The sequence below is a fragment of the Anaerosinus sp. genome (assembly GCF_965318445.1).
Genome location: NZ_CBDNNH010000004.1, coordinates 12,948 through 38,885 on the forward strand (window position 1 = coordinate 12,948; position 25,938 = coordinate 38,885).

33 protein-coding genes are annotated in these 25,938 nt (G+C 34.0%); 1 reads left to right on the top strand and 32 read right to left on the bottom strand.

All coding sequences use genetic code 11. The features are described from left to right. Position 1 precedes the first annotated feature (1 nt). The 4 genes from ACWZFG_RS03180 to ACWZFG_RS03195 form a co-directional block, all read right to left on the bottom strand. Positions 2 to 901 carry a hypothetical protein gene (locus ACWZFG_RS03180; RefSeq protein ID WP_455577047.1) on the bottom strand — a complete coding sequence of 300 codons (900 nt, stop codon included), beginning with the start codon at positions 899 to 901 and terminating at the stop codon, positions 2 to 4. 68 nt (positions 902 to 969) lie between these two features. After that, positions 970 to 1,305 carry a type II toxin-antitoxin system PemK/MazF family toxin gene (locus ACWZFG_RS03185; RefSeq protein WP_177505068.1) on the bottom strand — a complete coding sequence of 112 codons (336 nt, stop codon included), beginning with the start codon at positions 1,303 to 1,305 and terminating at the stop codon, positions 970 to 972. Further along, a complete protein-coding gene (locus tag ACWZFG_RS03190; protein ID WP_147668515.1) occupies positions 1,302 to 1,550 on the bottom strand; it encodes an AbrB/MazE/SpoVT family DNA-binding domain-containing protein in 249 nt (82 codons plus the stop codon). Before ACWZFG_RS03190 ends, ACWZFG_RS03185 begins: the two co-directional genes overlap by 4 nt. Positions 1,551 to 1,815: 265 nt before the next feature. After that, positions 1,816 to 2,370 carry a hypothetical protein gene (locus tag ACWZFG_RS03195; RefSeq protein WP_455577048.1) on the bottom strand — a complete coding sequence of 185 codons (555 nt, stop codon included), beginning with the start codon at positions 2,368 to 2,370 and terminating at the stop codon, positions 1,816 to 1,818. Positions 2,371 to 2,500: 130 nt separating this feature from the next. On the opposite strand from ACWZFG_RS03195, the gene ACWZFG_RS03200 reads away from it, so the two are divergent. Further along, positions 2,501 to 3,067, top strand: coding sequence for a hypothetical protein (locus tag ACWZFG_RS03200; RefSeq protein ID WP_455577049.1), 567 nt, complete (start codon positions 2,501 to 2,503; stop codon positions 3,065 to 3,067). 55 nt (positions 3,068 to 3,122) lie between these two features. Here the strand turns inward: ACWZFG_RS03200 and ACWZFG_RS03205 are convergent, their stop codons facing one another. The 28 genes from ACWZFG_RS03205 to ACWZFG_RS03340 form a co-directional block, all read right to left on the bottom strand. Continuing rightward, positions 3,123 to 3,371, bottom strand: a complete 249-nt coding sequence (locus ACWZFG_RS03205; protein WP_455577050.1) for a hypothetical protein — start codon at positions 3,369 to 3,371, stop codon at positions 3,123 to 3,125. Beyond that, complete coding sequence (locus ACWZFG_RS03210) at positions 3,372 to 4,208, bottom strand: hypothetical protein (RefSeq protein ID WP_455577051.1); 837 nt, start codon at positions 4,206 to 4,208, stop codon at positions 3,372 to 3,374. A gap of 100 nt (positions 4,209 to 4,308) precedes the next feature. After that, positions 4,309 to 4,548, bottom strand: coding sequence for a hypothetical protein (locus tag ACWZFG_RS03215; protein ID WP_455577052.1), 240 nt, complete (start codon positions 4,546 to 4,548; stop codon positions 4,309 to 4,311). Further along, positions 4,545 to 5,288 carry a BRO-N domain-containing protein gene (locus ACWZFG_RS03220; protein WP_455577053.1) on the bottom strand — a complete coding sequence of 248 codons (744 nt, stop codon included), beginning with the start codon at positions 5,286 to 5,288 and terminating at the stop codon, positions 4,545 to 4,547. Before ACWZFG_RS03220 ends, ACWZFG_RS03215 begins: the two co-directional genes overlap by 4 nt. A gap of 112 nt (positions 5,289 to 5,400) precedes the next feature. Then, positions 5,401 to 5,571, bottom strand: a complete 171-nt coding sequence (locus tag ACWZFG_RS03225; RefSeq protein ID WP_455577054.1) for a hypothetical protein — start codon at positions 5,569 to 5,571, stop codon at positions 5,401 to 5,403. A gap of 109 nt (positions 5,572 to 5,680) precedes the next feature. Continuing rightward, the gene (locus tag ACWZFG_RS03230) at positions 5,681 to 6,034 is read right to left on the bottom strand and encodes a hypothetical protein (RefSeq protein ID WP_455577055.1); all 354 of its coding nucleotides are present in this window, start codon (positions 6,032 to 6,034) and stop codon (positions 5,681 to 5,683) included. 69 nt (positions 6,035 to 6,103) lie between these two features. Further along, positions 6,104 to 6,610 (bottom strand): hypothetical protein, encoded by a 507-nt coding sequence (locus ACWZFG_RS03235; protein ID WP_455577056.1) that lies wholly within the window; start codon positions 6,608 to 6,610, stop codon positions 6,104 to 6,106. A gap of 62 nt (positions 6,611 to 6,672) precedes the next feature. Beyond that, complete coding sequence (locus tag ACWZFG_RS03240) at positions 6,673 to 11,178, bottom strand: VgrG-related protein (RefSeq protein WP_455577058.1); 4,506 nt, start codon at positions 11,176 to 11,178, stop codon at positions 6,673 to 6,675. Positions 11,179 to 11,427: 249 nt separating this feature from the next. Further along, positions 11,428 to 11,859: a hypothetical protein gene (locus tag ACWZFG_RS03245; RefSeq protein WP_147668499.1), complete on the bottom strand. Its 432-nt coding sequence runs from the start codon at positions 11,857 to 11,859 to the stop codon at positions 11,428 to 11,430. Positions 11,860 to 11,907: 48 nt separating this feature from the next. Beyond that, positions 11,908 to 12,054, bottom strand: coding sequence for a hypothetical protein (locus ACWZFG_RS03250; RefSeq protein ID WP_455577059.1), 147 nt, complete (start codon positions 12,052 to 12,054; stop codon positions 11,908 to 11,910). A 33-nt stretch (positions 12,055 to 12,087) separates the two neighbouring features. Beyond that, positions 12,088 to 13,248, bottom strand: a complete 1,161-nt coding sequence (locus ACWZFG_RS03255) for a phage tail tube protein (RefSeq protein ID WP_455577060.1) — start codon at positions 13,246 to 13,248, stop codon at positions 12,088 to 12,090. Further along, the gene (locus tag ACWZFG_RS03260) at positions 13,245 to 13,697 is read right to left on the bottom strand and encodes a hypothetical protein (protein ID WP_455577061.1); all 453 of its coding nucleotides are present in this window, start codon (positions 13,695 to 13,697) and stop codon (positions 13,245 to 13,247) included. Before ACWZFG_RS03260 ends, ACWZFG_RS03255 begins: the two co-directional genes overlap by 4 nt. 3 nt (positions 13,698 to 13,700) lie before the next feature. Then, a complete protein-coding gene (locus ACWZFG_RS03265) occupies positions 13,701 to 14,123 on the bottom strand; it encodes a hypothetical protein (RefSeq protein ID WP_455577062.1) in 423 nt (140 codons plus the stop codon). Continuing rightward, on the bottom strand, positions 14,120 to 14,632 hold the full coding sequence (locus ACWZFG_RS03270; RefSeq protein WP_455577063.1) for a hypothetical protein: 513 nt from the start codon (positions 14,630 to 14,632) through the stop codon (positions 14,120 to 14,122). The genes ACWZFG_RS03265 and ACWZFG_RS03270 overlap by 4 nt, the downstream gene beginning before the upstream one ends. Before the next feature lie 2 nt (positions 14,633 to 14,634). After that, positions 14,635 to 14,832 carry a hypothetical protein gene (locus ACWZFG_RS03275; RefSeq protein WP_455577064.1) on the bottom strand — a complete coding sequence of 66 codons (198 nt, stop codon included), beginning with the start codon at positions 14,830 to 14,832 and terminating at the stop codon, positions 14,635 to 14,637. Positions 14,833 to 14,847: 15 nt separating this feature from the next. After that, positions 14,848 to 15,957 (bottom strand): P22 phage major capsid protein family protein, encoded by a 1,110-nt coding sequence (locus ACWZFG_RS03280; RefSeq protein ID WP_455577065.1) that lies wholly within the window; start codon positions 15,955 to 15,957, stop codon positions 14,848 to 14,850. A 35-nt stretch (positions 15,958 to 15,992) separates the two neighbouring features. Continuing rightward, positions 15,993 to 16,691 (bottom strand): hypothetical protein, encoded by a 699-nt coding sequence (locus ACWZFG_RS03285; protein ID WP_455577066.1) that lies wholly within the window; start codon positions 16,689 to 16,691, stop codon positions 15,993 to 15,995. 66 nt (positions 16,692 to 16,757) lie between these two features. Further along, positions 16,758 to 17,282: a hypothetical protein gene (locus ACWZFG_RS03290; RefSeq protein ID WP_455577067.1), complete on the bottom strand. Its 525-nt coding sequence runs from the start codon at positions 17,280 to 17,282 to the stop codon at positions 16,758 to 16,760. A 139-nt stretch (positions 17,283 to 17,421) separates the two neighbouring features. After that, the gene (locus ACWZFG_RS03295) at positions 17,422 to 17,817 is read right to left on the bottom strand and encodes a hypothetical protein (protein WP_455577068.1); all 396 of its coding nucleotides are present in this window, start codon (positions 17,815 to 17,817) and stop codon (positions 17,422 to 17,424) included. 6 nt (positions 17,818 to 17,823) lie between these two features. Continuing rightward, a complete protein-coding gene (locus tag ACWZFG_RS03300) occupies positions 17,824 to 18,108 on the bottom strand; it encodes a hypothetical protein (protein WP_455577069.1) in 285 nt (94 codons plus the stop codon). Positions 18,109 to 18,120: 12 nt separating this feature from the next. Then, positions 18,121 to 19,839: a hypothetical protein gene (locus ACWZFG_RS03305; protein WP_455577070.1), complete on the bottom strand. Its 1,719-nt coding sequence runs from the start codon at positions 19,837 to 19,839 to the stop codon at positions 18,121 to 18,123. Beyond that, positions 19,839 to 21,203: a hypothetical protein gene (locus ACWZFG_RS03310; RefSeq protein WP_455577071.1), complete on the bottom strand. Its 1,365-nt coding sequence runs from the start codon at positions 21,201 to 21,203 to the stop codon at positions 19,839 to 19,841. Before ACWZFG_RS03310 ends, ACWZFG_RS03305 begins: the two co-directional genes overlap by 1 nt. 15 nt (positions 21,204 to 21,218) lie before the next feature. Continuing rightward, complete coding sequence (terL, locus tag ACWZFG_RS03315) at positions 21,219 to 22,625, bottom strand: phage terminase large subunit (RefSeq protein ID WP_455577072.1); 1,407 nt, start codon at positions 22,623 to 22,625, stop codon at positions 21,219 to 21,221. Continuing rightward, complete coding sequence (locus ACWZFG_RS03320) at positions 22,618 to 23,094, bottom strand: helix-turn-helix domain-containing protein (RefSeq protein ID WP_455577073.1); 477 nt, start codon at positions 23,092 to 23,094, stop codon at positions 22,618 to 22,620. The genes terL and ACWZFG_RS03320 overlap by 8 nt, the downstream gene beginning before the upstream one ends. A 67-nt stretch (positions 23,095 to 23,161) precedes the next feature. Continuing rightward, a complete protein-coding gene (locus tag ACWZFG_RS03325) occupies positions 23,162 to 23,521 on the bottom strand; it encodes a hypothetical protein (RefSeq protein WP_455577074.1) in 360 nt (119 codons plus the stop codon). Between the two features lie 64 nt (positions 23,522 to 23,585). Next, complete coding sequence (locus ACWZFG_RS03330; RefSeq protein WP_455577075.1) at positions 23,586 to 23,957, bottom strand: hypothetical protein; 372 nt, start codon at positions 23,955 to 23,957, stop codon at positions 23,586 to 23,588. Beyond that, the gene (locus tag ACWZFG_RS03335; RefSeq protein ID WP_455577076.1) at positions 23,950 to 24,228 is read right to left on the bottom strand and encodes a hypothetical protein; all 279 of its coding nucleotides are present in this window, start codon (positions 24,226 to 24,228) and stop codon (positions 23,950 to 23,952) included. Before ACWZFG_RS03335 ends, ACWZFG_RS03330 begins: the two co-directional genes overlap by 8 nt. 182 nt (positions 24,229 to 24,410) lie before the next feature. Next, positions 24,411 to 25,790, bottom strand: a complete 1,380-nt coding sequence (locus tag ACWZFG_RS03340; RefSeq protein ID WP_455577077.1) for a hypothetical protein — start codon at positions 25,788 to 25,790, stop codon at positions 24,411 to 24,413. Between the last annotated feature and the right edge of the window lie 148 nt (positions 25,791 to 25,938).

Here is a 25,938-nt window from a genome sequence, read left to right on the forward strand (position 1 = left end):
ATCACACCCATTTCATTGCATGGTAGGCATCATCATTACGATTATAGACATTGTTAAAGACCTTATAGGTCACGTCTTTATAAATTACATTATCTTTAGCTGCTAAATCCACACGGTTTCCTAGCCAATATACACCATCAAGCTCTCCAATTATACCTACAGGATTTGTTTCGTAAACTAAAACGGGATAAAACATATTATCTTCAATAGGATTTTCTAATCCGGTCTTTTTATAAATAGTGAAGGTATCTATTGGTGTTGTATCAATTGGCCAAGTAAATAAATTATTGCCTCCATATCTCCAGGTACCATCAGGTCTACGGATACAAAGTGATGAAAATCCTCCAGAAGCTACTGGATTTATAAATAAGCTATGCGAATCACTATGATTCGTCCAGCTCATTCCTTCAAATGCACTACCTCCTATAACAAGTGGGTATGGATATTGACGTTCTATTGCGATGGGATTCATAAAGCCAAGATAAGCACCTTCATATTGATTACTCATTTCAACCCGAAACGTAAATCTTTGTGTGTTGGCTGTTAACCAGTAGGTCATTAAAACATCTTTGGCTAGAGGAACGCAAGGCAATTTAGATGTTTCTGGAATTGCTCCTGGTTGTTCGTACCAAGCTAAATTAGGATCATAACCAGCGAATCCATTAAGTAATATGTTTTCTTGATCATCACTAAATTTTTGCCACTTCATTCCGACGTATATCTTATCTTGGGCATCACCTTTCCCCTCTAGAATAACTTCGGTAGTGTTTTCATCCAATGTAGATGGGCTTAGTAGTTTCCAAGCATTTCCCGATGTAAAATTATTTTCATCGATAAGAAATGCAGTAATGTCTTGCATAAGCTGTTTTACCGTTGTTGCTGTAGCATTTAAAACCGCCATTACATCGACCTCCTTTAAATTTATGTATAAAAAAAGACAGCCTTTTAAGCTGCCTTGATTGGCTCTATTTACTGTCCAATTACGTCACTAAGTATGTCAACTACATTATCTAGAATATCATCAGGTACTTTTTCGAAAAACTTCCATGAACGTGCAGTAAAATCCAATGATTTTAATTGCTCACACATAATTTCTCCTTGTGTTGTTGTTCGCGAATCCAGTTTTACATGCAAAGGGAAATTTCTAATCGTTGAAGTAATCGGACAAACCATTACCAACCCTATTTTCTCATTAAAAAAATCACAAGAAACCACTAAAGCTGGACGCGCTTTTTTTATTTCTTTGCCACTTTGCGGATCAAAATCAATGCGTATAATATCGCCAACTTGCGGATATGATTTCATTCTAGAACCTCTTTTCCTACAGCAAATCCAGAATCGAGTTCTTCACATTTATACGTTCCTTGATAATCAGCAAAACGTTGGGCAAGACGTGCACTTTTGCTTGTATCCATCTTTTTTATTGTAATTTCTTGACCATTAAAAAATATTTCTATTTTATCATTTGTACCCAATTTGGCTTTTTCTAAAATTTCTTTTGGAATACGAATTGCATGGCTATTTCCCCATTTAGCTATACTTACAATCATTTCTCTCACATCCTTGCTTTTTATCTCTAGTATATACAATGTAGATACTTTATACAAGTACGATATGGACGTGAAATATAATTTTTATGACAATATATTTAAAAAATTAAATAATTAATTAAATTTTGATTTTAGATATTCACATTGATTAGCAATTAACTCTTCAAAAATAGGTTCTATTCTCTCCATTGTATCGACCTCCTTTAATTTTATGTATAAAAAAGACAGCCTTTTAAGCTGTCTCAACTATCTAAAAAAAGTGTTACTAATTTTCTTCTTTTAATTTTTCTTCAATAAGATTCTCTATGACACTCTTTTTTATAATATTTATTTCTAATTGTTTTTGCCTAAACATACATGATATAAGAAAACCTAATAAAAAGAATAATGAAAATATTGTTATAGATATTGTTATCGTTATGATTTCTTTATCTACTTTAGTTGAATTTTGAACAATACTTATAAATGCAATTGCTAGTGCAATTATCCCTCCCAATAAAGCTAAAATATTTGGTATAGCAAAGCGTATTGTCTCTGAAAATGCATTAGTATACGCAAGTGAAATTTTTAATTGGCTTAAAGTTTTATTTTTGTATTTATCATAAAAATAATTATATACACTTTCATCTTTATTAATATTAAACATGTACTCTAAAAACAAAAGATGTAGTTTGTTATAAATATAACGAAAAGGTAACCAAATCAGAAAGAAAATGCTAATAATTTTATCTTTTCTTTTATCGAATTCATCTTGATAATAATAAGTTCTGTATTTCCTACATAGTAACAAATAAAATGCAACAAATAACATCCATAACATAAATAAAATCCTCCATAATATTACAATAGTTTATATTTAGGATAGCAATATAGTTATTTTCTGTCAATGTTCTGCTTTATTTATTATTTAATTCAGTTATAATAATATTAAAATAATAGGATGTGATAACTTGCCAAAATATTTACTGATGTTAATTATAACTGTAGCTTTTACAATCTCACTTTCAACTGTTGACGCTTCAACCTATCCTAATGAGCCAGATAATCCAGAAGGTGTGAAATGGGGCTCTACTATCAAAGAAGTAGAACAAAAAGATGTAAAATTAGTAAACGATATTTATTTAACTAGATATTTCCCTAACTGTAAAGTATTTAATAATATTAGTGATAACATCACTTTTGAAGGTCAAAAGGTAAGACAAATCGTATATTATTTTAAGGATAACGCTCTTATTTCTGTCGAATTTCAATTTAGTGACCACAAAATGAAACAATTTTCAAAATTGCATCAAATTTTAAACTTAAAATTTGGTGAACCAAGTAAACCTAAAAATACGAGATATGTTTACACTACCTGTGAATGGGAAGGTAATACGACATCAATTAGCTTAAGTTCTTTACAAGTCGGTGATATTAAATATTTTACAGTACTAAAATTCACTAATACAGCGCCATATAAAAAAGCGATGGAAGAAGCTGAGGATCTTAGAAAGCAAACACAAAGACAATTAAATTAGTATTTTTGAATCCATATCACTAAAAAAGCACCTGCGTTTGCAAGTTCTTTTATATTTATTTCTTGAAATAAGGCAATAAATCAAAATCAGCGTCAACATAAAGAGCATTAATATAATGACTATTGCTGACTTCAATAATTCCTTTACTATGCCTGTACTCTTGAAATAAGCTTCCATCAACATCAATTAATATTTTAGATTTTCTCAAATGTGGAATGTGTTTTTCAATGGCAGCGCATTGTTTTTTAAACAACTCTTCATCAGATTGATTGCAAATATTATAATGAAAATTTCTTTCAGACATCTATCTCTCCTCAGTCCTAAAAGCACCTATCATTTGATACGTTGATTTCAATTCTTTCTGTTTATTTTCTAATGCTTCTATGTAGTGTCTAATTTTTTCTAAAGCTTTAGGATTTTCAGTCTTCGAATTAGATAAAATAATGGTTTTAATTTCATCAATCTTAGTTATTAAATCAGTGCAATAGGTTTGCTTCTCGGTTAAATTAGATTGCACTCCTTTACCATCTGCCAAAATAAAAGAACAATTAAAGCTATGAAATGGAAAAATAGCAAACTGCATTCCAGCTTTAATTGTCATTCTTCCAAAAAATTTTTGGACACATTTATCATCGCACATTATTATATATTCATGTATTTTTTTATCAATTTCTATAAAAGGAGTTCCTTTTTCATTATTACTATTAGCAAAAATACTAACTTCACTTTCTTTCAAGTATGTATCTTGATAACCAGTTCCAATTATATCTTTGCCTTTATGGTAAATAACCCCTTTGTCTATATAACCTCTACAAAGACATCCCTTTCGCAACAACTTCGAAGCAATTATATAACTTTTCTCAATTAAATTAATTATCCCTGCTGAGGATATTTCAGATGACATAATTACACAATCTGAAATTTGAGTAATTTCAAAGTCTAAACTACTACTATTTCTATTTGCTTGAGGACATAAATTGAATTGTTTCTTCGAATCGAAACTATCCAGTATATCAAAAAGTTCTTTTATTTCTTCTATACTTCTCCCCGTTCCTTCAACCGATTTTTTAACTATTTCTTTAAAACCAAGTATGTCAATAAAAGCAATAAATTTTTCTTTATATGATTCATTTTTTAGCATCTAAACAGCTCCCTTTATATTTGTTTTATAGTTTCACCATAATAAACATAAATCCTCCATTAATTTTTTAAATATAAAAGCCACCCGAAGGTGGCTTAATTTATTTCATATTCAACTTTATTTGTAACAAATCTCGTCTGATTTCTTCTGCTCGACTGATAGATGCAGTATGTAGCTCTTGATTCAAATTTAAAATTGTTAGCTTCAATCCTTTTAAAATCACTTCAGCAAACTTTCCACCATACCTTGATGGATTATCTTCAATTAAATTTATCATATCACTAACAATATCTTTATCTACATCTGTGAAGGATTTGGCTATTGCTGTTACTGCTGTCATAACCCAATCACCTCAACCCCAAGGATCTTAGCAAACGCAGGTATAGCATTTTCATAATATCGCCATGTTTCTACCTGCTTACTGCTGTAGGGTGATTTGTCATAGAACAGCTTACCATATTCAGTGGTCTTGAGATTATGCTCATTGGCTATTTTGCCGATCATGTTTTTAGTGATATTGAATTGCTTTGCAATGTCAGTTGCTGAATAGGTTTTTCGTTCGGCGATTGGTAATTCTAATACTTGCTTATCGGCTAAAGTATTCGCCGCATATGTACTAGCAATTTGCTTATATTCTGGAATATTGACTGCTTCTGCAATTTTTAGCCATGTTTGCGCCGCTCTGGTTTTTGCATTGAGTAGCATTGCTTTCGCTCTTGTAAGTTGGGTATTCTCCTTTGATGCTGATTCTTGTTTTATCGAGTATGTGCCTGTTTTGCGGATAGTAGGTAATACTTCATCGAATATCCATGATTCAAATTTTTCTGCTGATGGCAATTCTGAATGAGTGACAAGGCGATATAAGTCACCTTCTGGAATTACGTTCATTAGCTGTTTACCACCATTTGTAGGGATGTCGCGTTTCACGACCCCCTTACAATGCTTCAAAATGGCATCTCTTGTATTCTTATACCCTAACGCTCTAGCAACATCACTTGCAACAAAATATATTTTTGCTTCAATTTCAATCGTTCTAATTTCTCCAAATTGTTTATTGCTAAAAATTTGTAATTCATTCATATTATATCTTCCTTTCGTTTTGCCGCAAAGAATGATATAATTATATTTATCAATCGTTCGCGGTTGGTGTAAAGCACTCGTTTATCCTTTGGTCGGGAGAGGACGGGTGCTTTTATTTTGTTTTCAATCGCATAACTGCTTCTCTTATTCCTTGAACGCGTGTTATTTCTTTGTTTTCACAATACTTATCTAATATTCCTAGAGTATCATCGTCAAATCTTACTTTTATTTCATGACGTTTAGGGCTAGCAGTTGGGCGACCTACTTTCTTTTTTTCGGGCATTTAATCACCTCTTTTGGAACCCATAATTATCTTATCATTTTGGAACCCAAAATACAAGAGGTGTTTTAAAAAATAAATTCTGCCGACCAAACAGAATTTTTTCATATATTTACGATATTTTATATTCTTTGTAATCAACTATTCCATCGAAAAGTACAAAGCCTAAAATTGCATCTTTATGAAAATACATTTCATTAATGGTTGTAGCATTTAATGATGGAAATCCAATAGTTACATCTTTTAATGCTATGACATCCCCTATATAAAGCGATTCACTTTTCTCTCCTATTTCAGTTAAACTATCATTAACTTCATGAAATATATTTGTCATTTCTAAATTTAAAGTTCCTTTTACCATACCGCCAGCTGTATATAATATAATTTCTGGTGTTTTTCCAGTTTGCCTTTCATGAGCTTTTTTTAGAATTCCAATCATTTTTATAAACGTATTTTTACTATCCATTTTTATTATTCTCCTTAAATTTGGGCATAAGAAAACGACACCCTAACGAGTGTCGTATCTTATACTTATTTATTTTTCTGTGGCTATTACTTGTTTCCATTCGGCTAGAACTTCGTCTGGAATATTTGCAGTATCATTTGTTCCATCACTATAAGTCAATCGAACTGCAATATTCTTCGCATTTTTTAATTCATTTAAAAGCTCATTTTTAACATCTATTGTTGCAATTATCTCTCCAAAAGCATGTCCAAAACTATAGCTATTCAATTGAGTATTTTGCTTTAATACTTTTAAGTCATAAATATCATCATTTATTTTTATTTGAAATTTATCTATTATATATCCAAACTGAATTTCATACAAACATTCTTTTCTAATGTAAAAACTATATTCTACATTCAACTCATTTTTTTTCTTATAAAAATTAAATTGTTCTATGTCACCAATACTATGATTTAAACTATTAATCCTGAAACTATTGTCAAAAGTATCAATTTGCCCTTTTCGAATTTCAGCACTACAAACGCTAAAGCTAATCACCATAAAACAAAGCACCATCAAAATAATCCGTTTCACAATACCGCCCCCAATATTATTATTAACCATATTATAGCATTAGGGGTTATATTACGTAAATATTACCACATCTTTTTCATAATCATGCTGTTACGTTTTGAATTTTGAACCATTTCTTTTTCAACATGACTCTTAATGTCAGCTTTTATTATATCTCGAAAAACATTAGCAACTTGTCCACCATCAATTCTAACGTTAGCAGTATTATTAAACGTTGGACTTATATTCGTTCCTAATTCTTGACTAAATGAGGTTAATCCCTGCATAGCTGCATTTGCAGCAACCTTACCAATTGCACCGCCACGAGCAAACTTAGGAATTGGTATATGCATGTTATAAATATCACCTGTTTTTAACCGCTCGAAAAAATTATGTCCCCATTTTTTCACTGTAGCCGCATCTACAATACGTTCACCATTACTAACCCACGCAAGAATACTATCACTAGTTCCTGTACCTGGTCCAGTAATTTTCCCATCTTGTGATATCGCTCCACCTTCTGCAAATTTAGGAACGCTACTATAATCAATGCCGTATTGGGATTGATAGAAGTTTCCTGTTCCTCCAGAAGTTGACGGAGTATTACTACTGCCTAGTATTGGGAAATACGAAGGGATTGCATTTGCAGCAGAGCTTATTGTCTGCAATATATTTTGAAATGCTACTTGTGCTTGTTGAGCAAACTGCATCATCTGCCCATCAAAGGAAGTAAGGAATCCTGTGGTTTCATTAGTGATGTTCCCAAACATTCCTGATAAGTTTGCTGCTTGACTGGTTAGGTCAGTTTCTTCTTCTTTTTTCTTGTACCTGTCGCCAAATCCTAAACCTGTCATAATGTTCTTAGTCAAATCTTCGGAAAAAACCTTTTGCATTGATTGAAGAATTGTAATTGCAAGCTCTTTAAATGCTTCGCCTAAGTTCTCGCACTCAAAAATACCACGCTCTAAGAAGTTGAGTAGACCATCTTCAAAGGCTTGTGTACTTGCCTCATGGATTTTGTCAAGAAGTGAAGGGATTTCTGCCAGTTTATCTTTTAGTGATGCTTCTCGTTCTAATTGTTTTATATTATAATCGTGCTTATTATCGCCATTTCTATTATCTTCTTTCCTATATTGATTAGCTTTCTTTCTAAGTTCATTAGCTTCATTAGCATACTTTCTTCTCTCAGCATTATCAAGGGCATCCTGTTTTTGCATCTTCGTCATCTTGCGATTCGCATTAATTTCTGCAATTTCAGCATCGATTTCATCATTAATACGTTTTAAGTTTTCTTCAATACCGTTTGTCAGATTTTCAAACGTTTCCTTAATCTGCTTCTTAATACTGCTGATTTGACTCTTATCCCCAAGCTTCATCGCTTCATCAAGCTGTTTTTGTAGCTCTTCTAAATAGCCATCAAATACCTCATGATACTTGTTAATATAGGCTTGCGTTACATTACCTGCATCAAGAGAACCCTTTACCATTTTATTGAATAACTGCTCCTGATACTCTGCAAGTTCTTCATTTGCATATTCTAAATCTTTCTGTGTTTGGGCGAAATCGATATTATTAAACTCAATTCCTTTAAGCTCTTTTACCTTATCGGCAAGTTCCGTTAACCCTGCTTTGCTAAATTTACTGATAAGCTCATTATACTTTTTATTTAATTGCTCTTTTTGTGAAGAAGCTATATCACCTTTAGCTTCATTTAATTTTTGGATGATTTCATCTGCATCTTGATATAGTTGCAAAATCCCATCGTAAATTTCTTTACCAACTTTACTATGAGCATTGCCAATATGTTTTTTCGCCTTAGCTTCGAGACTAATATTAAAATCAGTAGCATCAAAATCGAGATGTCCAGGTGCATCAGGTCCCTCATCACCTTCATAGGCGTTAAGCACCTTAATTCCAAGACTTCTCGCGTAACTGACAATTGCATCACGAATCCCATTTACATTATCCTCAAGAAGCGTGTTTGCTGCATCATCAACAACATCAAATTTGAGACCGGAAACATGTCCACCCCAATTTCTAAGTCCAGATGATACGGTTAGTTGTTGTCCTGTAAGTTTATAAAAGTAATCGCCTAGCATGGAAATTGCGTTTTTAGCTGGATCTTTCAACCCATCAATATCAGGGTTATCTGCTTCACTACGTTTCCATGTAGTACCTTCTTCCGAAAATTTACCGAGGATTCGATTAACGTCAGCTACATTTTCGCCAAAATCACTTAACTTTTGTGCAGCTACCTTAATTTCATTTTCTGCTTTATCAAGGTCAATTGTTTTATCTTCTTTTTCTTTATATAAAGCATTGTTAATTAAATCTTTTTTCCCCTGAGCAACATCTACGTCAATTTTGGCTTGATCATATTGTAGTTGCGCTTTTTGCTTAGTATACTCAATAATACCTAAATTTTCTTTTTCATATTCAAGGTTTTCAAGCTTCTTCGTAATAACAGCTTTCTCTAATTCAGCATTAGCCTGCATTTGTTGAGTAGCAAGTTTTAATGCATTTTGAGATTTCTTAATTTCCGCTTCAGCCGCTTCTTGGGCTTTAACTTCAATATCTCCGAGATTAACCTTCCCAAGTGAAGATTTCTGAGGATTCATTGCAAGATATTGCATAGCTTCAGGTTCTTCTTCGTCATATCTAGCTTTATCTTGAGGAAATGCTTTTCTTCTTGCTTCATAAATATATGAAATCAACTGTTCGTCAGTTAACCATGAGGCGTTTGGTACCCCTGCAATATTTGCAGCGTTAGCCATAATTTCCTGCGCTCCACCTAGTCCATGCTGAACGGATGTAGAAATTAGAACCTCTTTTAATGCTTTAGATCTTGCATCCGCATCAAGTCCCATATTCTCTTTTAAAAGGTCTCTAAATGGGTCATAATAATTTTCTTTCATAAATGCACGTTGTGCATTTTCAAAACTGTCGCCAAATTTCTCAAATGCCTGATGCCATAAACTTTCAAACTCTTCTGTACCGACCTGTACTTCATGTGCCGGAATTCCTGCATTGACATTTTCGCCATATTTAAGAAAGTTCCCAGCTTCCCAACCATTAGCAATTAACCAATCAACAAATTTATCTGCCGTACCTTGTTTAGAAGAAAACTGCCACTTTCCATAGCTTATCCCTCCCCAAGGATCATTCTCTCCACTACTTACACTGTCAGCATTTCCTTCATGTCCGGCAGATAGCCATCCCAAGTTCTTATCAGTTTGCTCTGATAGCTTCTTTTTCTTTTGATCTATCTTATCAAAATGCTCAACAATTTTCTCTACTGCTACTCCAGCAGCAACAGCAATCGCACCCCAAAGCGTAGCCGATGCAAGCCCTCTAATTGCTGTTTTTACTGCAAATAATGCTGTCTCCAATCTTCCTACCGCAACAGTAGCTGTTGTAGCGCCCCCTGTAGTTGTAGCCATCGCTGTCGCTGCGGCAGTTTTCAACTCTACAAGTCTCGTTCGTGCTAACTCAAAAAGAGTTATCATTCTTTGAATTACTATCCAAGTTCCAAGTGCGGTAGTAACTCCGTAAACATTATCGACAATAAACTTTAGAATGTTTCCTACAATTTGAAGTGGTGATCCTAAGTAAGGAATTACCGTATTTCCGACAGTAATAATCTTTTCAGTTAGCAAAATAGCATTATCAACAAGAGATTCTAATGTATTTAATAGTTCAGGATTAAACTCAATTAACTTGGTTTCCTTATTTACAACAAACAATTTATCGGTCAATTCATTTAATTTATCTTTTGCTTTATCAAAACTCTTCTCAAAAACACTCCCAGATGCCTGCGAATAACTAGTTTTAAACTTTTCAAGTGCCCCAGTCATAGTGTTTGGCCACTCTACAGCAATCGCTTTAAAACCAGACATCTTTTCCATTAAATAATTAAATAAACCGCCGGCTGTTTGTTTGGCTTCTTCTACACCTTGACGAGTAATGCCCAACGATCTAGAAACTTGTGCATTCATATCAATATCGCCTGAAATCATTGCACGAAGTTCCTGTGTAACCTGCATCTCATTTGCCATAGAGCCAAGCATGGTTTTAACGGCCTTAGTTGCTGTTGGAACAAAATTAACAAGTTCTTCCAAAGTCATTTTAGCGCTTAACCCTGGTCCAATAACAGATTGAAATGCACTCATCATTTCATCAGCAGGCAGACCAATTTTAGCAGCACTAATTTGAATTCTATTCAATAATTCATTTGATAGCTCAAGTGCTTCATTTAATTCTAACTGTCTACCATTTATTTTTGTCATAGACATTAGAATACCGCCTATACCAAGCTTACCGGTTTCCATCGTTTGATTAAACTTAAATCCTGTTCCAATAAATGATTCTGCTACTTCTTTTAGTTTTGTTAATCCTGCATAAACACTTCCTATAAGCGCACTAGCTTTAACAAGACCGCTAACCAACCCAGTGGGTTCTGGTATTTTGGGTGCATTTTGTTCCGTCTTTGTTTTTGTATCCTTGACTAAGTCAATGATTTCTTTCATTTTGTTAACAAATTCTTGATTCTCAGCAGAAATATGTACCCTTATTTCATTTTGTTTAGCCAATAACTATGTCACCTCACTTTCTAAGCTGATTAATCATTGGCAACACTTCTTTTGAACCACCAAAACTTCCACCTACACCAGCAATGACACCTTCTATGAAATCAGCTTGTTTTCTCATTTCATGTTTGAGTATTTTTTCGTAAAACAGCCTTATTTCTGAAAAACTATATTCATTTAGAATCTGATCTTTTGTGTGTCCATTGGAAATCATTTTTTGTATGACATCGTATGGAGTTACAACAGAGCTTTCTACTTTCCGCTCGGTAGTTTCATGACTGCCAAGCGCTTCTTGAAAAAACTTTTATTTACCTCATAAATCGCCGCACCTAAATCAAATATTTCATCAATCATCAATTCATCTACATAATCTTTTGGCTTCTTTATTGCCAATTGAATTAGATACGACATAGATTCTGTTACTTTATCTACATCAACAGAGTCAAGTAAATCAATAATTGTTTGGATTTGACCAATCTTATTTTCAGATTTCGAAAAGTTTTTTAAAGCTAAATCTATCTTCTCAACATTAGATACAACTACCTCAAGCAAGACTCCAATAGGTTGTACAATCTTCATGCTTTGAGCCCAAGAATATGGCTTAATAAGAATCTTTTCGCCATTTACGACAACCTCTTTTTCTGCTAATAAAACATCTATTTCTTTTTGACTATTATCACTCATAAAAAATCCTCCAAATAAAATAGCCGCCCCAAAGGACGGCTTTATAAATTATAACCCATGTTTCATTATTTCGTATGCTAAATAAAAGCATATTACTGCACCAATAGCCGAAAAAACCATACCCAAAAACCATCCTTGAAATACATAGAAATGGATAAAATTATAAAATAATAAATTGATTTTCTTATTATTCATTAGTTTTTATCCTCCTATCAAAATCAAAATACATTACGCAACATCAGTCATTTTAAAGAATGGTTCATCCGGATGATTTACCCTATCTGCAAGAACTGTCATCTCAATAGTAAATGAACCCCATTCCTCCGTAATCAAACCAACATCACCGTTTGGCGTAAGGTTAACATGCCAAATTTCTAATACATATGGACGACCATGCTTCGGATCGCCAATAAACATTAAGTCGCCTTCAATTTTCTTCACAGTGCCGCCCATAACCTTCGGATACTTAGCAGTAGGCACCGTGTATCCAACAAATACTTTTGAACCATCTGGAATATTTGATGTTTTAGGAATTGAAATAATACCACCGCGAAGCATACTTTTATCTAGGATATAATCTACTCCTGCAATATAAGAGCCGCTTGCAGCTTTCACTTTAATTTCATAAACTTCACCTACAACTAAATCTTGTCCAGAACTTGCTGCAGTAAATTTAACTGTTACACCTTCAGCAATTGATTGCGCTGAATCTGTGACAACAACAGCTTCGCTAGGTGTTCCTGCAATGCCTTTACGCCAAGTAAACTCTGCATCCGTAATAGTTCCTTCTACTGTATTTGCCTTCGTAATTTCAATATAATATGCACCATTATCACTGCCAGTATAATTACCACCAGAAGTAACGGTAGCCTTACCAGCTTCACCTGACTGAACATATGATGTTGCATTACCAACTTCTGCAGGTGTTGTTGTCACTGGTGAAATCGTAACATCCGTAATATTTTTATAAGGCACAGAGATAAGCGCACCTAATTTAACCGTATGGATTTCTTTTGTAACAGCTTTAGTCTCTTGAACTTCAATACCTTGTTCCCCGTATAAACCTAATGCCAGATTAAAAGGATTATATTCATCAAGCGTAATCGAAGGTGTATACCCCATTGATTTAATCGCTTCCGCATATACCTCTTTTGCTGAATCCATTGAAGAATACTTTGTAACCTTTTCAATATTTGGTGCCAATTTAAATTCAGGACAGTTTCCTAGATGCATAAATACTGTTTTTTCTCCATTTTCCCAACGCCTAAATAAAACCTTTCCTGCACCAATCAACAAATCATTTGGGTCTGGTGCAAAGAGTTGCAAATCAAAATTAAAGCTAGAAAGATTATTATCAATCGCTCTTTCTAGTGTTTGTTTTTTACTCATATTGTTTTCCCCCTCCAATTTATTTCAATAGAAAAGCGGCAAGCACAGTTAGGACGAAACATATCTGCATCAGATACAATTTCCTTAACTTTCAGCATCACCGCTACTTTTAAATCTTCACTTATTTTACTCGGCCACTCTTCTAAAACAGACAATATATGATTTTGATAAAAATACAAAAGCATATAAGGCTTTTCTGGATTATCATCACTATTTTCTATAAACATATCAATCCATAGATTCGTGATCGCTTCAGACCGACCATGTAGATTAATGTCACCTTCCAAGTCCCACTTTACCTCTATACATGGGTAATCTTTATCATTTGATTTTGAACCTGCATAAATATAAAACTTATCAAATGGAGATTTACCATCGTCGGTCTGAAACTGTTTTAAAGACTGGGATAAATGCTTTGCTAATGGCCACCACTGAATACAATCTGCCATAATTTACCCCCTATATAACGGCATAGTAAAAGGAAATTCCCACGCGGTAGAAGATTTATTAGCTAAAAAATCATTCGCGGTAATTTCCTTTGTTAACTTATCCACCTCTGCAGCATAAACACGTCTTTTTAACTCATAAGCATCTGCACCCTCACTACTTCCAGAAGCATTCATTTTTGATTTTTTCTTTGCCGCTTCCATAAACATATAACACTCTGCAAGCTCTTGAATTTTCATTGGAACTGGATTCGTAATTTCCTCAACTTTAACACCCAAACTTATTGCTAAATTTTCAATGTATCTTGTCGATTTTTCAATATGGCTAATTCCTACAACGGTTTTTAAAAGAGATTCTCCTTCGATTACAGTCAAATCGAAATAAACTTTACCTTTGTAATTTCCAAGACCATTATTTTCCTCAATCATAATCCAGCCTCCTTAATTGCTTTTTGAGTATACCTGCCAAAAATATTATTGATTTCATCTTGATTTCTCCATGCAGACTTGTAAAGAAATCTATCTGCTTTTGTACCAGGATGATGCACCCCAAAAGCATAAGTAAATCCACCCTCATGGAATCGCCAAAAACGTCCTCCTCCAAAGAGTGCAGTATTAGGAGATGTTGCAAACCGTAACATCTTGTGTTTATTAGGGAAAATATCATGAGGTTTTGTCCCCTCATGAACAAATTTCCCATAAGGCGCTATTTTCTCACTTAAGTAAACAACTCCATCATTGTATTTGTTTACTCGATAAGAAACGCTTCTTGCAAGTTCACCTGTGTTTGGTTTAAATCGATGTACCTCTCTTGCGCCTTGCTGAACCAATTTACATGACTCCAACATAGCCTTTCTGTAGTCTCGATTTGTATTTGCGGGTGCACGCTCAAATGCTCTTAAAGTAGCTTCCGCGTCAAACTTCACCTTGATCTTCATGATTATTTACCATCTGGATTTTCTGGTGGAGTGATATCTCCATCAGGGTCTGGTTTTTTTGCCGGATCATTTGGTGGATCATTTTCAACTTTAGGCTTTTTTTTCAAAAAGCCTAATTTTTTATACGATTCAAAATCAGATTCATTCACGATGATTTCTTCTCCGGATTTATCATAAAGTGTAATTGTCTTTATTTTCATCACATTCCCCTCCCATTAACCTAATAATCGGCAAGCAAGCTCTGGAATCATTGTTTTAAAACCGCAAAGCATATCAATAGAACAAATATCTTTCTTGTGATTGATATCATAGCCAAAAGTAACACGTAATCCCATACCTTTGTAATTGATATAACTAGATAAAGTATTGCCCATTGGCAAAGATAATTGACGAGATACTAAGGCAAAAGCATTGCGATGGAAAGCAATATTTGCAGCATGATCAGCGATTAATGTTACTGCAGTATTTGCACTAACATCCGCTTTCATTTCAGGATAGAATTTCACTTGCAAAACATTGCTTGCTGCAGTTGCATCTTCTGTAACTACATAAGTAGTAGAATCACCAGCTACCGTGAATAAAGAACCTTTTTTAAGGGTGCCAGTAAGAGAAGTATCCGTTAATGCAGCTAAAGTAGCGCCTTTACTAACAGGACCAGACAATTTAATTGCAGCACCTTCAATAGTACCATTTGAATGATATTTAATATTTTGATCCATTAAGCAATTAAATCCGAATTTTCTTCCTAAAATAGCTTCTTGCATAGCCAGGCTTGTACCACTTGCATCCACACGATTAAACGAATCAAGTTCAAGTAATTTTGCATCGGCGCTAGTATCTAAAACTAAATTACGCCCTGCCATCGGAACCTTGTTGTCGTTCATCACCTTTCTTACCCCTGTCAATGCCCCAATGCTATTAGGAGCAGTTCCGGCCGTACCCGTGCAATATGGAACATCCACATATAAACCTGCAATTCGTTCATCTAAGCCTTGTGCAAAGGCACTTAAAGCAGGTGTAAGAAATTGTTCCGAAAAATCAACAATGTTTAAACTCAAGTCTTTGGATGTAATTGCAAAGGATACATCTAGATGCTTATCCATTACAACTGGAGTGCCTTTTTCTTTTGCATCTTGGATTACAATAGTTTCGCCAAATTCATTCACTGTAAAAGTTGCAGGTTTTCTTACTGTGATGGTATCACCTACATTGGCAAATTCTTTTGAATAATCTTTGTAAACCAAATCGCTTAGTACCATATTGTTTTGCAAAACCATAAGAGATTCTTGAGCAATAATGCTCGGTGTTAATAAAGTGTTTCCCATGAAAAATCATCCTCTCAATTATTAATTAATAGTTTTTATTGTTTTTCGCGCCATTTGCGATACTCTTCTGGAGATAGTTTATTAAAATCTACGGCTTTTCCACCTAAACCATCTCCAAAACCACCTGCACCTGGCACTTGTTTATTCGCCAAATAGTCCGGATATTTATCCAGGAAGGATTTGACCCCCTCATCCACAGTTACCTCAGAGCCATCTTCGCCAATAAAAATGGCATTATCATCGTCTAAAATTTTTACATTTTGAGTAAGCAGTCTTGCGGTAATGGCCGGATTTAAGGCTTTATTTGCTTCTAACGAATTTCTAAGAGCAATATCGCGAATCATTTGATGGCGCTTTCCTCTTTCATCGTTATATAGCTTCTCTTTTGCAACATTATCGTCTGTAAGAGTTTTTAATTTACGCTGCAGCTCATTCATTTGGCTCTTTAATACAGCAGAATCAGGATTGCCTCCTTTTTTCTTTTTTAATTCTTCTAGTGCTACATCAAGATCATCTACATCCACCGGAAGTCCTACAAAATCTGAAACTTTATTGTATCTTTCAGTTAATGATGTGTTTTTTGTTTCAAACTCTTTGATTTTTTCGCTAAGTTCTTTTAGTGATTTAGAACTTTTGTTTGCATCTTTCAAAATGGCATTAAAACCAGTTACATACTCTTCGCCACCTTCAAGTGCTTTTAGCGCTTCTAAAATCTCTTCTTTTGTTTTAGGCATGTTAATCTCTCCTTATATAAATTTGAACATAAAAATAACGACTAGCTATATTGCTTAGTCGTTTAATTAATCCTCAATCTTTATAAATCCTAATTTTTCTAAACTATTTATGCTTTTATCATTTGAATATGCTTCAAGCTGTTCATAATCAGTAGTACAGCTATCATCATCATTAATTGAGACTGGCGCAATTACAAATACATTTTCATCAGCACATACAACTTCATACGGTGTTAATGTATTATCCCCATTTTCACGAGCGAGACAATCCTCTTTTGATACAAGCATATTATCATTCTCGTTTACTTTTACATAAGTCTTTTCAAAAATATCCGGCTTGCAAGGGTAAATCTCTCCTTGTACACCTTGAATGATGTAATCACCTACACTTGCATGATGATTTCCTTCAAGTGTTTTAATATATAATTCGGTAGGTGGACTATCACTGTCTTGCGAATCAAAATAAATAACACCTTCTTTGTGTGCCTTAACTGCCCATTCTGGAACATAATACTTACCGTTGCTATCCATTAAATCTCCATCATACTGGAACGCTTCAATTACTACTGGTTTTTTACGATATTTAGCCATTTGTTTATTACTCCCTTCAATTTATTTTCCTCTACTACCTTTAGGTTTACTACCTCCACGGGTGCATTTCGTATTCATTTTAACTCCCTCCCTTCATAAAAAAACACCCACTATTTAGTGAGCGTATTAATCGCATTTATTAAATTGTTTGCTTTAAAATTTCCACTAATGTTTTTGCCGCAAAATCGCTTAAAGCATCCCAGCCTAATTTACCAAATTTTATTTTTAAGTCTTCTACTTTTTCTTTACTTGTCCATGATCGTTGAATTTCCATTTTTTCTTCAACAAATTCAATACCTTCACGTGTCATTTTTATAAAATGAGGTATTAATTTATCCGGATAAGGATTACCGGCTGGGAAATGAATTTTTGCCCCTATTATAAATCCTTCGCTTTGCAATTTATCTACTGCAATACGAAAAACCTGACTATCCATATCAAGATTAACATTTGTGATCAATTCCATTTTAGGAATATCTTTTTGATATTCCGTATAGATAGCTAATAAAACCTTTTGTTTTGAATCCAGATCCATAGTAAATCACATTCCTTTTATTTTTCTATAAATATCTGCATCTATGACTATTGCATTTTCTTCTTTTACATAATCATAATTTGGATCAATTTCTCTCATGATTCCATCACGCATAATGCAGATAGATTCCCAGGGACTCTTCCTCCAAAAAATCTCTCTATCCTCTTTTGATGCACTTTTTATCCAAGCCCGACATTCATTGTACACTTCAAGAATATCTTCGTCCTTCACTTTAGCATAGCCTTTATTATACAACTCTCTTACTTTTTGAATAGCCTCATTAACGTCCATATTCAGCAACTCCTATGCAAAATGATTTATTAATTCATTTACATTCTGGTAATCTTCAAAATTCCCTGCCTGCATCATATTTTCATAAACTTTATCTTCTAACCATTCAAGACGTTTAGGTAATGGAATATTAAATAATGCAGTAGCAAAATCTAAATCGCTTTCATACAGTTTAGCTATGCGATTTATTTTTCGCAGAATTTCTGCATTGTCATCATAGTCAGAATCGATAATCAGGATTTTTTTATTTTTACTAATTTCTTGATTTAACAATTGAACCGAAGCTTCTTCAATTTTATTATGATATCCATATGTTTTTTTATCATAATAACTCACCGATCTGGCATGAAGCATTTCATGTAAAATTAAATGATTACAGGCTTGAAATCGCAAGGAAATACTACAGTTCCACATCTTCGCCTGATAACCACCATCCGTAATATTAAGTTTACCACTCCACTTACTAATATTTTGAGCATATTGGCCTGCAATTTCATTCATAGCATCAGCCATCTCATAAATTTCTGATTCCTTGTACTCTTTATATTCATTACCTTTTAATTCGATTTCTATTGGTGCTAATCTACTTTTAGGTTGGCCAAAGCCATCCCAGTCCTTAAGATGTTTTTGCCAGTCCCAATCTTTGTCATGTTCTCTAGTACTACCTCTGCCAAACAACGAAACCTTTTTATTCTTATCCAGTGAATCTATGTATTCTCTTGCTTTATTTGCATCAAACTTAGAATTTTTATCTACTTCCCATTCATAAACAATCTCAAGCATACACATGCAATGCGGGTGTCGAGGAATACTCGGTACTTTACTTTTTGGGTATATTCCTTTACCAAAACCAACATTCATATTTGCACATAAATCGCATTGATCAAAACCTACTAAATGATGTTTACCACTCAGTACCCATTTGTATCCCCACACATCCGGATCGTCCTGGTTCTCAGCAATAAATCCATCAAACCATGCCCTTACCGATTCGGTACGTGCAATGCGTTCCGCATAATAACGTGTTTTTTCTTCTAATGCTACTTTTGTAGATTTTATTAATGCTTCCGCTTGAAATTTTTTCGCTGCATCAAGAATAGCTTTGTAAGCCGCTTTTAATTCTCTTGAGGTTAATTTTTCGATATTATACTCAGCTAATCCAATCGCTTTTTCCAGAGGAAGTGTCATTTTTTTATCGCCACGAGCAGCTTTTAATGCTTCAAATCGCAATGATTTAAGATACTCAGGTAAATCAGCTTTATTTATAACACCTTTGCCGCTGTTATAACCATCATATAGATCTCTTGCCATTTCTTTTACTGGTTTAGTTTTACGCATCGCGGAACTAATTGTATCTACAATTCTTTGCTTCACAACTTTTTTTGTTCCGTGTAATCGCTCTGATAAATTCATTTTATCACCGGTCCAACTTTCCGATAACAACTTTTCTCTTATCTTATCTTCAGATGGATTGGCAATTAGATTTGGTAGGATCCCGTAACCTGCACATGCAGATAAGTACATTGCATCTGTAATAGATTTTTTTGTTACAGCAAAAAAAGAAGTATCTGCAAGAGCTCCAGATACTGCGGTAGATACATTATCGCCATTATTTATTCTTTTGATAATTTCATCTTCAACCGGTTTAACCAGTTGGTCATAAGAAGATTTATAACCTTTTAGAATTTCACGAACTTGCTGTCTAAACCTTTCTTGATTAAACTCTTGCATTATAAATCATCCTCGGATTTAGTAAACTTTAAATCATCGGTATCATCTTGTATATCCGCGATAATTTCATCATATCGCTCGTCACTGATCCCTGATAAGTAGGTATCAACTGCTTTAATTTTGACTTCTTTATTGAATTCATTTCCAACATTTAAATCAAGTGCTGCAGCTACTTTATCTAGTTCTGCTCGCACATCAACGATGCCAAAATCACGTGGATAAACTACTTTATAATTAATTGTAGATGCTGTTCGCAATGCAAATAACTTAATAATGCCTCGTTCAACAAGTTCGCACATCTCGGCCATATCTGATAAATTTTGATTGGTTTGTTCAAAATCCCATTGTTTGGCTACACCAGAGGTTTTTGTTTGCACCGAAACAACACTTGTAAGATTTGCTTGCCGATAGATATCTTCTATAAGCCTAGCTATTTCAGTTTGTATTAAAGTTGCCGGTTCTGCAGATGGTGCAATAAAGCATGGGATGCTTTTTGTTTCACCATCGAAAGGCAATAACGTATCAGTTCCAATTCTAATACCATTTTGAGCTTTATCTATACTCACTTTTTCTGTTATCGGATAACAAAGTACTGCAAAAGCTTGATTCCTTAAAATCTCTCTTAGTTCACTACATAAATTGTAAATTTGTAAATTGGTACGTGCTATTGAAAGCATTGGCGATGTAGGTAATAAATCACCTGTTTCAGCATCTACTCCTAAAAACGGAATAATCGGAACAATCCCTAATTCATTGGTGCCCCCAGCAACTACAGTATCACCCTTTTTACATTCCCAGTTATTTTTATCCCAAGTCCATGTTTCAACATCGTTGTTAATATTAACTCCACCAAATGACTTATTATAAGCATTACTAACTTCATATGTGATTGATGCTAACACCCCAAACCTATCACATTGATATTCAAGTACTTGATTGGGCTTAATCATATACAAATATGGAAACGCACGTTTTTGTTTAGCTTCAGCAACTGTTTTGTCTAGTTCAGCAGTATTGTCAACCACAATAAAAATAGATCCATGAAGTCTAGCCAATCTTGCGGCCTTTTTCATGAATCTATTCATACTTGAGCCTAACTTGTCCACATCCTCGAGAAAACTTGATAGGTAATGACTTTGTCCCTCCCAATCCCTTGCAATTGGTTTACGAAAAATTGGATTCGTAAGTGAATCGACAACAGGTTTTACAAAGTTAGAATAATAGGCTAATTCTTTTCTGTTAAGGAGTTTTTCATAATCTTCTCTAGGATGAGGAATTAAATATCTTCCGTCTTTGAATCCACCACCACCGGAATAAGCATCTTCTAAAAAATCATAACCCGTTTTGTCATAAAAATAATGCATGTATTCACCTCCAATCTAAAAAATACTATGCCTTGATGATGAAATATCCAATATTCCACATGTAACTTTTTCAGCAATACCAGTTGTAGTATCAGGACCATCATCGTGCTTATTTTTACCTTCTCGTTGATAGGTTGTCATTGCCTTATAGTATTCCGGCCAGCGATTTTTCCAATCTGCAGGGTAATAAATGTGCTGCATTACCCAGGTCGCATTTGATAGAATTCTTGCAATTTTGTTTTTTGATTGGTGAAACCAACTTACAGTTGTATAATTGCTCTTCATTTCAGTTTTAAGAATACGATCTATTGACCGAGCGAAGCCTCGTCCTCCGCTATTTGATTCAATGTCAGCAACATTTACTTTTCCATCATAAAGCATTTTCGCAGTCTCAGGCTCCGTAGTTTCCATTGATTTCTGTGTATAAAGTACATCTAGTATATAGGCTTCATTTGAAAAAGTTACGCCATAATTGATTGAACACAGATAATCTGAACCTTCATCTGCTGTATCAGTATAATTTCTAATTTCCTTGAATGCCGGCAACATGCCATCATAGGTTTTAAATGATGTATATAGCCGACCTTTTAAATCAATTGGCTCTTGCTGATAGTTCGCTGACCAAATATCAAGCCCCATTGCTTTTTTCTTTGATTCACAAGATTTCTTTGATAATATTTCATCACAAAGCATGGTTCCGTCATCTTGTACAGCTTTCATACATACAACACGAAGCTTTTTACCTTCTGCTGTGTAATGTTCTATTGCTTTGCCTGCCAAATCATCACTAGCCCACCTGGTCATAATGATGATTATTTTGCCACCTTCCTCAAGGCGTGACAACATTGTATTAGTAAACCATTCCCAATGTTTTTCTTTGATGTTTTCATTGTTAGCTTCTTCAGCATTTTTAATTAAGTCATCAATAATCATTAACGAGCATCCGAAACCTGTAGCTGTACCAGTTGGTGAAGTTGCTAGATAGTTGTTATAGCCACCTTCTAATGACCATAAGTTCATTGCACCATCACCGCGTTTGATTACCGTACCAGGGAACACATCAGAATAAACAGGTTTAAATAAATCTGCTTTTTCTTCCTGAATATCATTTCTGACATTCTTAGAAAACATAGTGGACAATGTTTCATTATATGAACCTGTCATTATTTTTTCATTATTGTTTTTACCAAGTACCCATTCAACAAATAAACCAGCTGAACGACTCTTACCGTGACGCGGTGGCAAATTAATTATCATTACCTCGTCATCAGATTCATAAAAAGACTGAAAATCATTACATAAATCAACTAAAAATTTGCGATCATCTTTATAAAAATCAGGCGCCTTTAAATTGCAATAAAAAAAGAACTCACGTTTTGCAAGTTCTATCTGTGCCCCTAATTTAATTAGTCTTTTATCCATCACGAACCAGCTTCTTTAAATCTTCTGTAGTTAGTCCAGCATATGGATTATTAACTTGACCTGACATTTCAATATCTTGCTTATCACGCCATTCAGCAGGCTTTCGATTCTTCAACCAAAATATTTGGGCGGTTGTATCTGGCGCTACTTGCTTTGTAACTCGCTTAGTTTCAATCATCGTTTCTTCACCTGTAACTGGATCTTTAAAGCGTTCCGATGTAGTTTCTTCATACTCATAACCTAATGCACGCTTAAGCAACGCATTTTCAACTTGACGATCAACTACTTCTTTACCACGTTTTAAGGTGTTACAAATGTTACTATACTTCTTCATCCATTCATATAATGTTTTTCTTGAAATGCCTATGTTGGTCGCTATCTGTTCATCTGTTAATCCATCACGCGCCCAACCTTCTATTTTGATTAACCCTTCATTTGTTAGCCATTCTTCATATTTTCCTTTAGCCATTTACATCACCACCAACTCCCTGTTTTTACGCATGAAAAAAGCACCCCGTAGGATGCTTAGGTTATATTTATATTTTTTTTGCTAAGTAATCTTCTAAATATGGCAGTTCAACAGGCGAATATAAAAATGTACATCCATTGTTTACTTGTTTTATAGTAACAAATATTAGTGGGAATGTATCACAATTATCTCCTGGTAATCCAGATATGTAAACTTCACCATCACCTTCCCAACAAGTATAACGAGTAAACAATTCTTTTGCATATTTTATAGTATCTTTTATTTCTTGCTTTATTCCTTCATCAAACATTAAATCTTCATCACTTTCGGTATTATCATCTAATGATAATTCTTCTTCGGTTTTAAATGGGGAAAATTCATCTGTCGGATTGAGCTCATAAACGTATGCCTTTTCTTTGTTTAACACACTAACCAACTCCCTTTATCAAAATACTTATTACTTCAACAAAAGGAAACATTATCCTGCAATATTAACCAAAACTTCTCATTTCTGTTTCAATTGTACTCATCGCTTTCTTTACCGCCTTGATTTCATCCTCTACATTCTTCAATTCACATTCAGCCTGCTCATACATCGCAAGTTTAATATCATAATCATCTCTAGCCTTAATTACGTTATCGTCTAGCTCTGCTACTGCATTTATCATTGTGGCTTGCTTATCAGCTGTTGTTTGAGCCAATTCTCTAGCTTTAACCTTTGCCCTAGCCAATTCCCTTTGGTATGCTGTCTTGGATAATATCATTGCTTTTCTGAGCGGATCTATTTTCTTTACGCATTCACACATGTTGCGCCGCGCCTGTAGCAAATCTTGCCTTAACTCTGCCAGTTCCCTGCTATCCATATAACCCCTCCAAATATTTGTTTATTTTGTTTTTGTATAGTTGCAAATTTTTCCCGTGATGGCGTTCATAGTGACAATCATTACACAGGACTACACCCTTTTCTATTTCATCACTTTTTCTCGCACCGCAAGGCTCGTGATGATATTTTGTTCCGGGCATAACAAAACGACCGCATATTACACATACACCGCCGTCACGTTCATATATATCACTATTTAGTTTTGCTAATGCTTTTCCTTTGAGCCTAATTCTTTTATCTTTTGCTATCATTTTAATATTTCCCAGAAAATAACATTATTTTAACACCCTTGTCACTCTGCTACCTTTTCGTGCTGGCTTTGTTGGTGGATGTACTATTGCTGTGTGATTTTCCTGTGGTTTCTCTTTTTTCTCTCCCATAGCTACCTCCGCGCATAAAAAATAGCCACCTACAAATATGTAGGTGACTATTTTTAATATTTATTTTTCATTATTTTCTCAATATTTAGGAGTTCTTTAATTTCTTTTTTATCCATCCATTTTAAATGTAATTTTTCTATTTCATTCATTATTGATCTTTCATCTTGCAAATTCACTGAAAAAGGGACTAATATTTTTGCTAATGTGTTTTCGTTAAGCCATGCAAATAATCCTGTATTTTTATTAAGAACAGCTATCATATCCGTATTATTATTATCGTATTCTGGTGCTAAAATTATGTTTCCTAACAAATTATTTCGAGCTATTACAATAATTTGATTTGTATCTTTCGATGAATATGGGATGCTATTTTTAATTACAATTTCTTGTATGCTATTATCATCGTTGCTTTCTTCGCCTAATAAAATATCTCCACATTCTAAAAATAATTCTCCATGATGGCAACTCAATTTTATCGAAGATCCATCTATTGCCGATGTTTCAATAACATATCTTCCATTTCTATCACTACCCCCATCTACATCAATAAACTTTATACTTATCATCGTTTTTTTCAAAAAATCATTTATCTCATCTATTAAAGACACCATAAACCCATTTTCCGTAATGCGCCAAGCATCTATCCATAAAACTTGTCCTGTTTCTTCAATATTTTTAAGAGCTGTTTGTATTCCTTCATCCAATTGTTTTTGTTTCATCCATGTCCATACTTTTCGCGTTGCTGGTCTACTAACCAAATTAATTTCTTTGATATATTGCTCAATTTCATCGAAGTATTGTTCTCCTGTAGATATCAATGTCTTAAATTTCTCAATTAAATCTGCCGAAGGTTCATCTTTACTTTTGATATATTTATTATATTCACTCTCAATTTCAGCACAAATCTTTAAAAATCGATTAGCTAATTTATTAGGGATAACATACGGTTGCACTTTTATTTCATTTTTCCACGATACCGCTTTAACAAAAATGTCAGGAATACTTTGCATTAAACGTGTACGTTGTCTATTTTCTTGAAATTCCTGCATTGTCTGTGCTATAGTTCCAGTTTTAGCTATTTTAAATCTTTGAATACATTCACTTCCAACATTTAGTTCGTTCCCTGTTAATTGATTTCTTATATAGAAAATTTTTTTAGTTTGTGTGTTGCCGCAAATTTGGCAAACTGCCGTTCCATTTTCTAACTCAATAAACGGGTTCTCATCCCTTAGTCTCCACTCCTTATTTGCAGCAGTAATTATATATTCTATATTATTAATATACATTGCTCGTTCTTGCTCAGAAAATTCAACTTTGTTCGGCTCGAACGGCTTTCCAAAGTTCAAATGTTTTATTAACCATTGATGATCTTGGGAACTTTTACTCCTTAGTAGTAATCCAACTTCTCTAGATAATAATTTTCTTAATTCCAATGAGAGTTCAACTCCATTCTGATAATATTTTACAAAATATAACCTTTAGAGATTCATTCTATGATCAGAACACGCATTCCTCTTTTACTTAAAAAATTTATTGTGTTTTTAAAATAGCATAGAAAAAAGCCATCCAACACGTGAACGG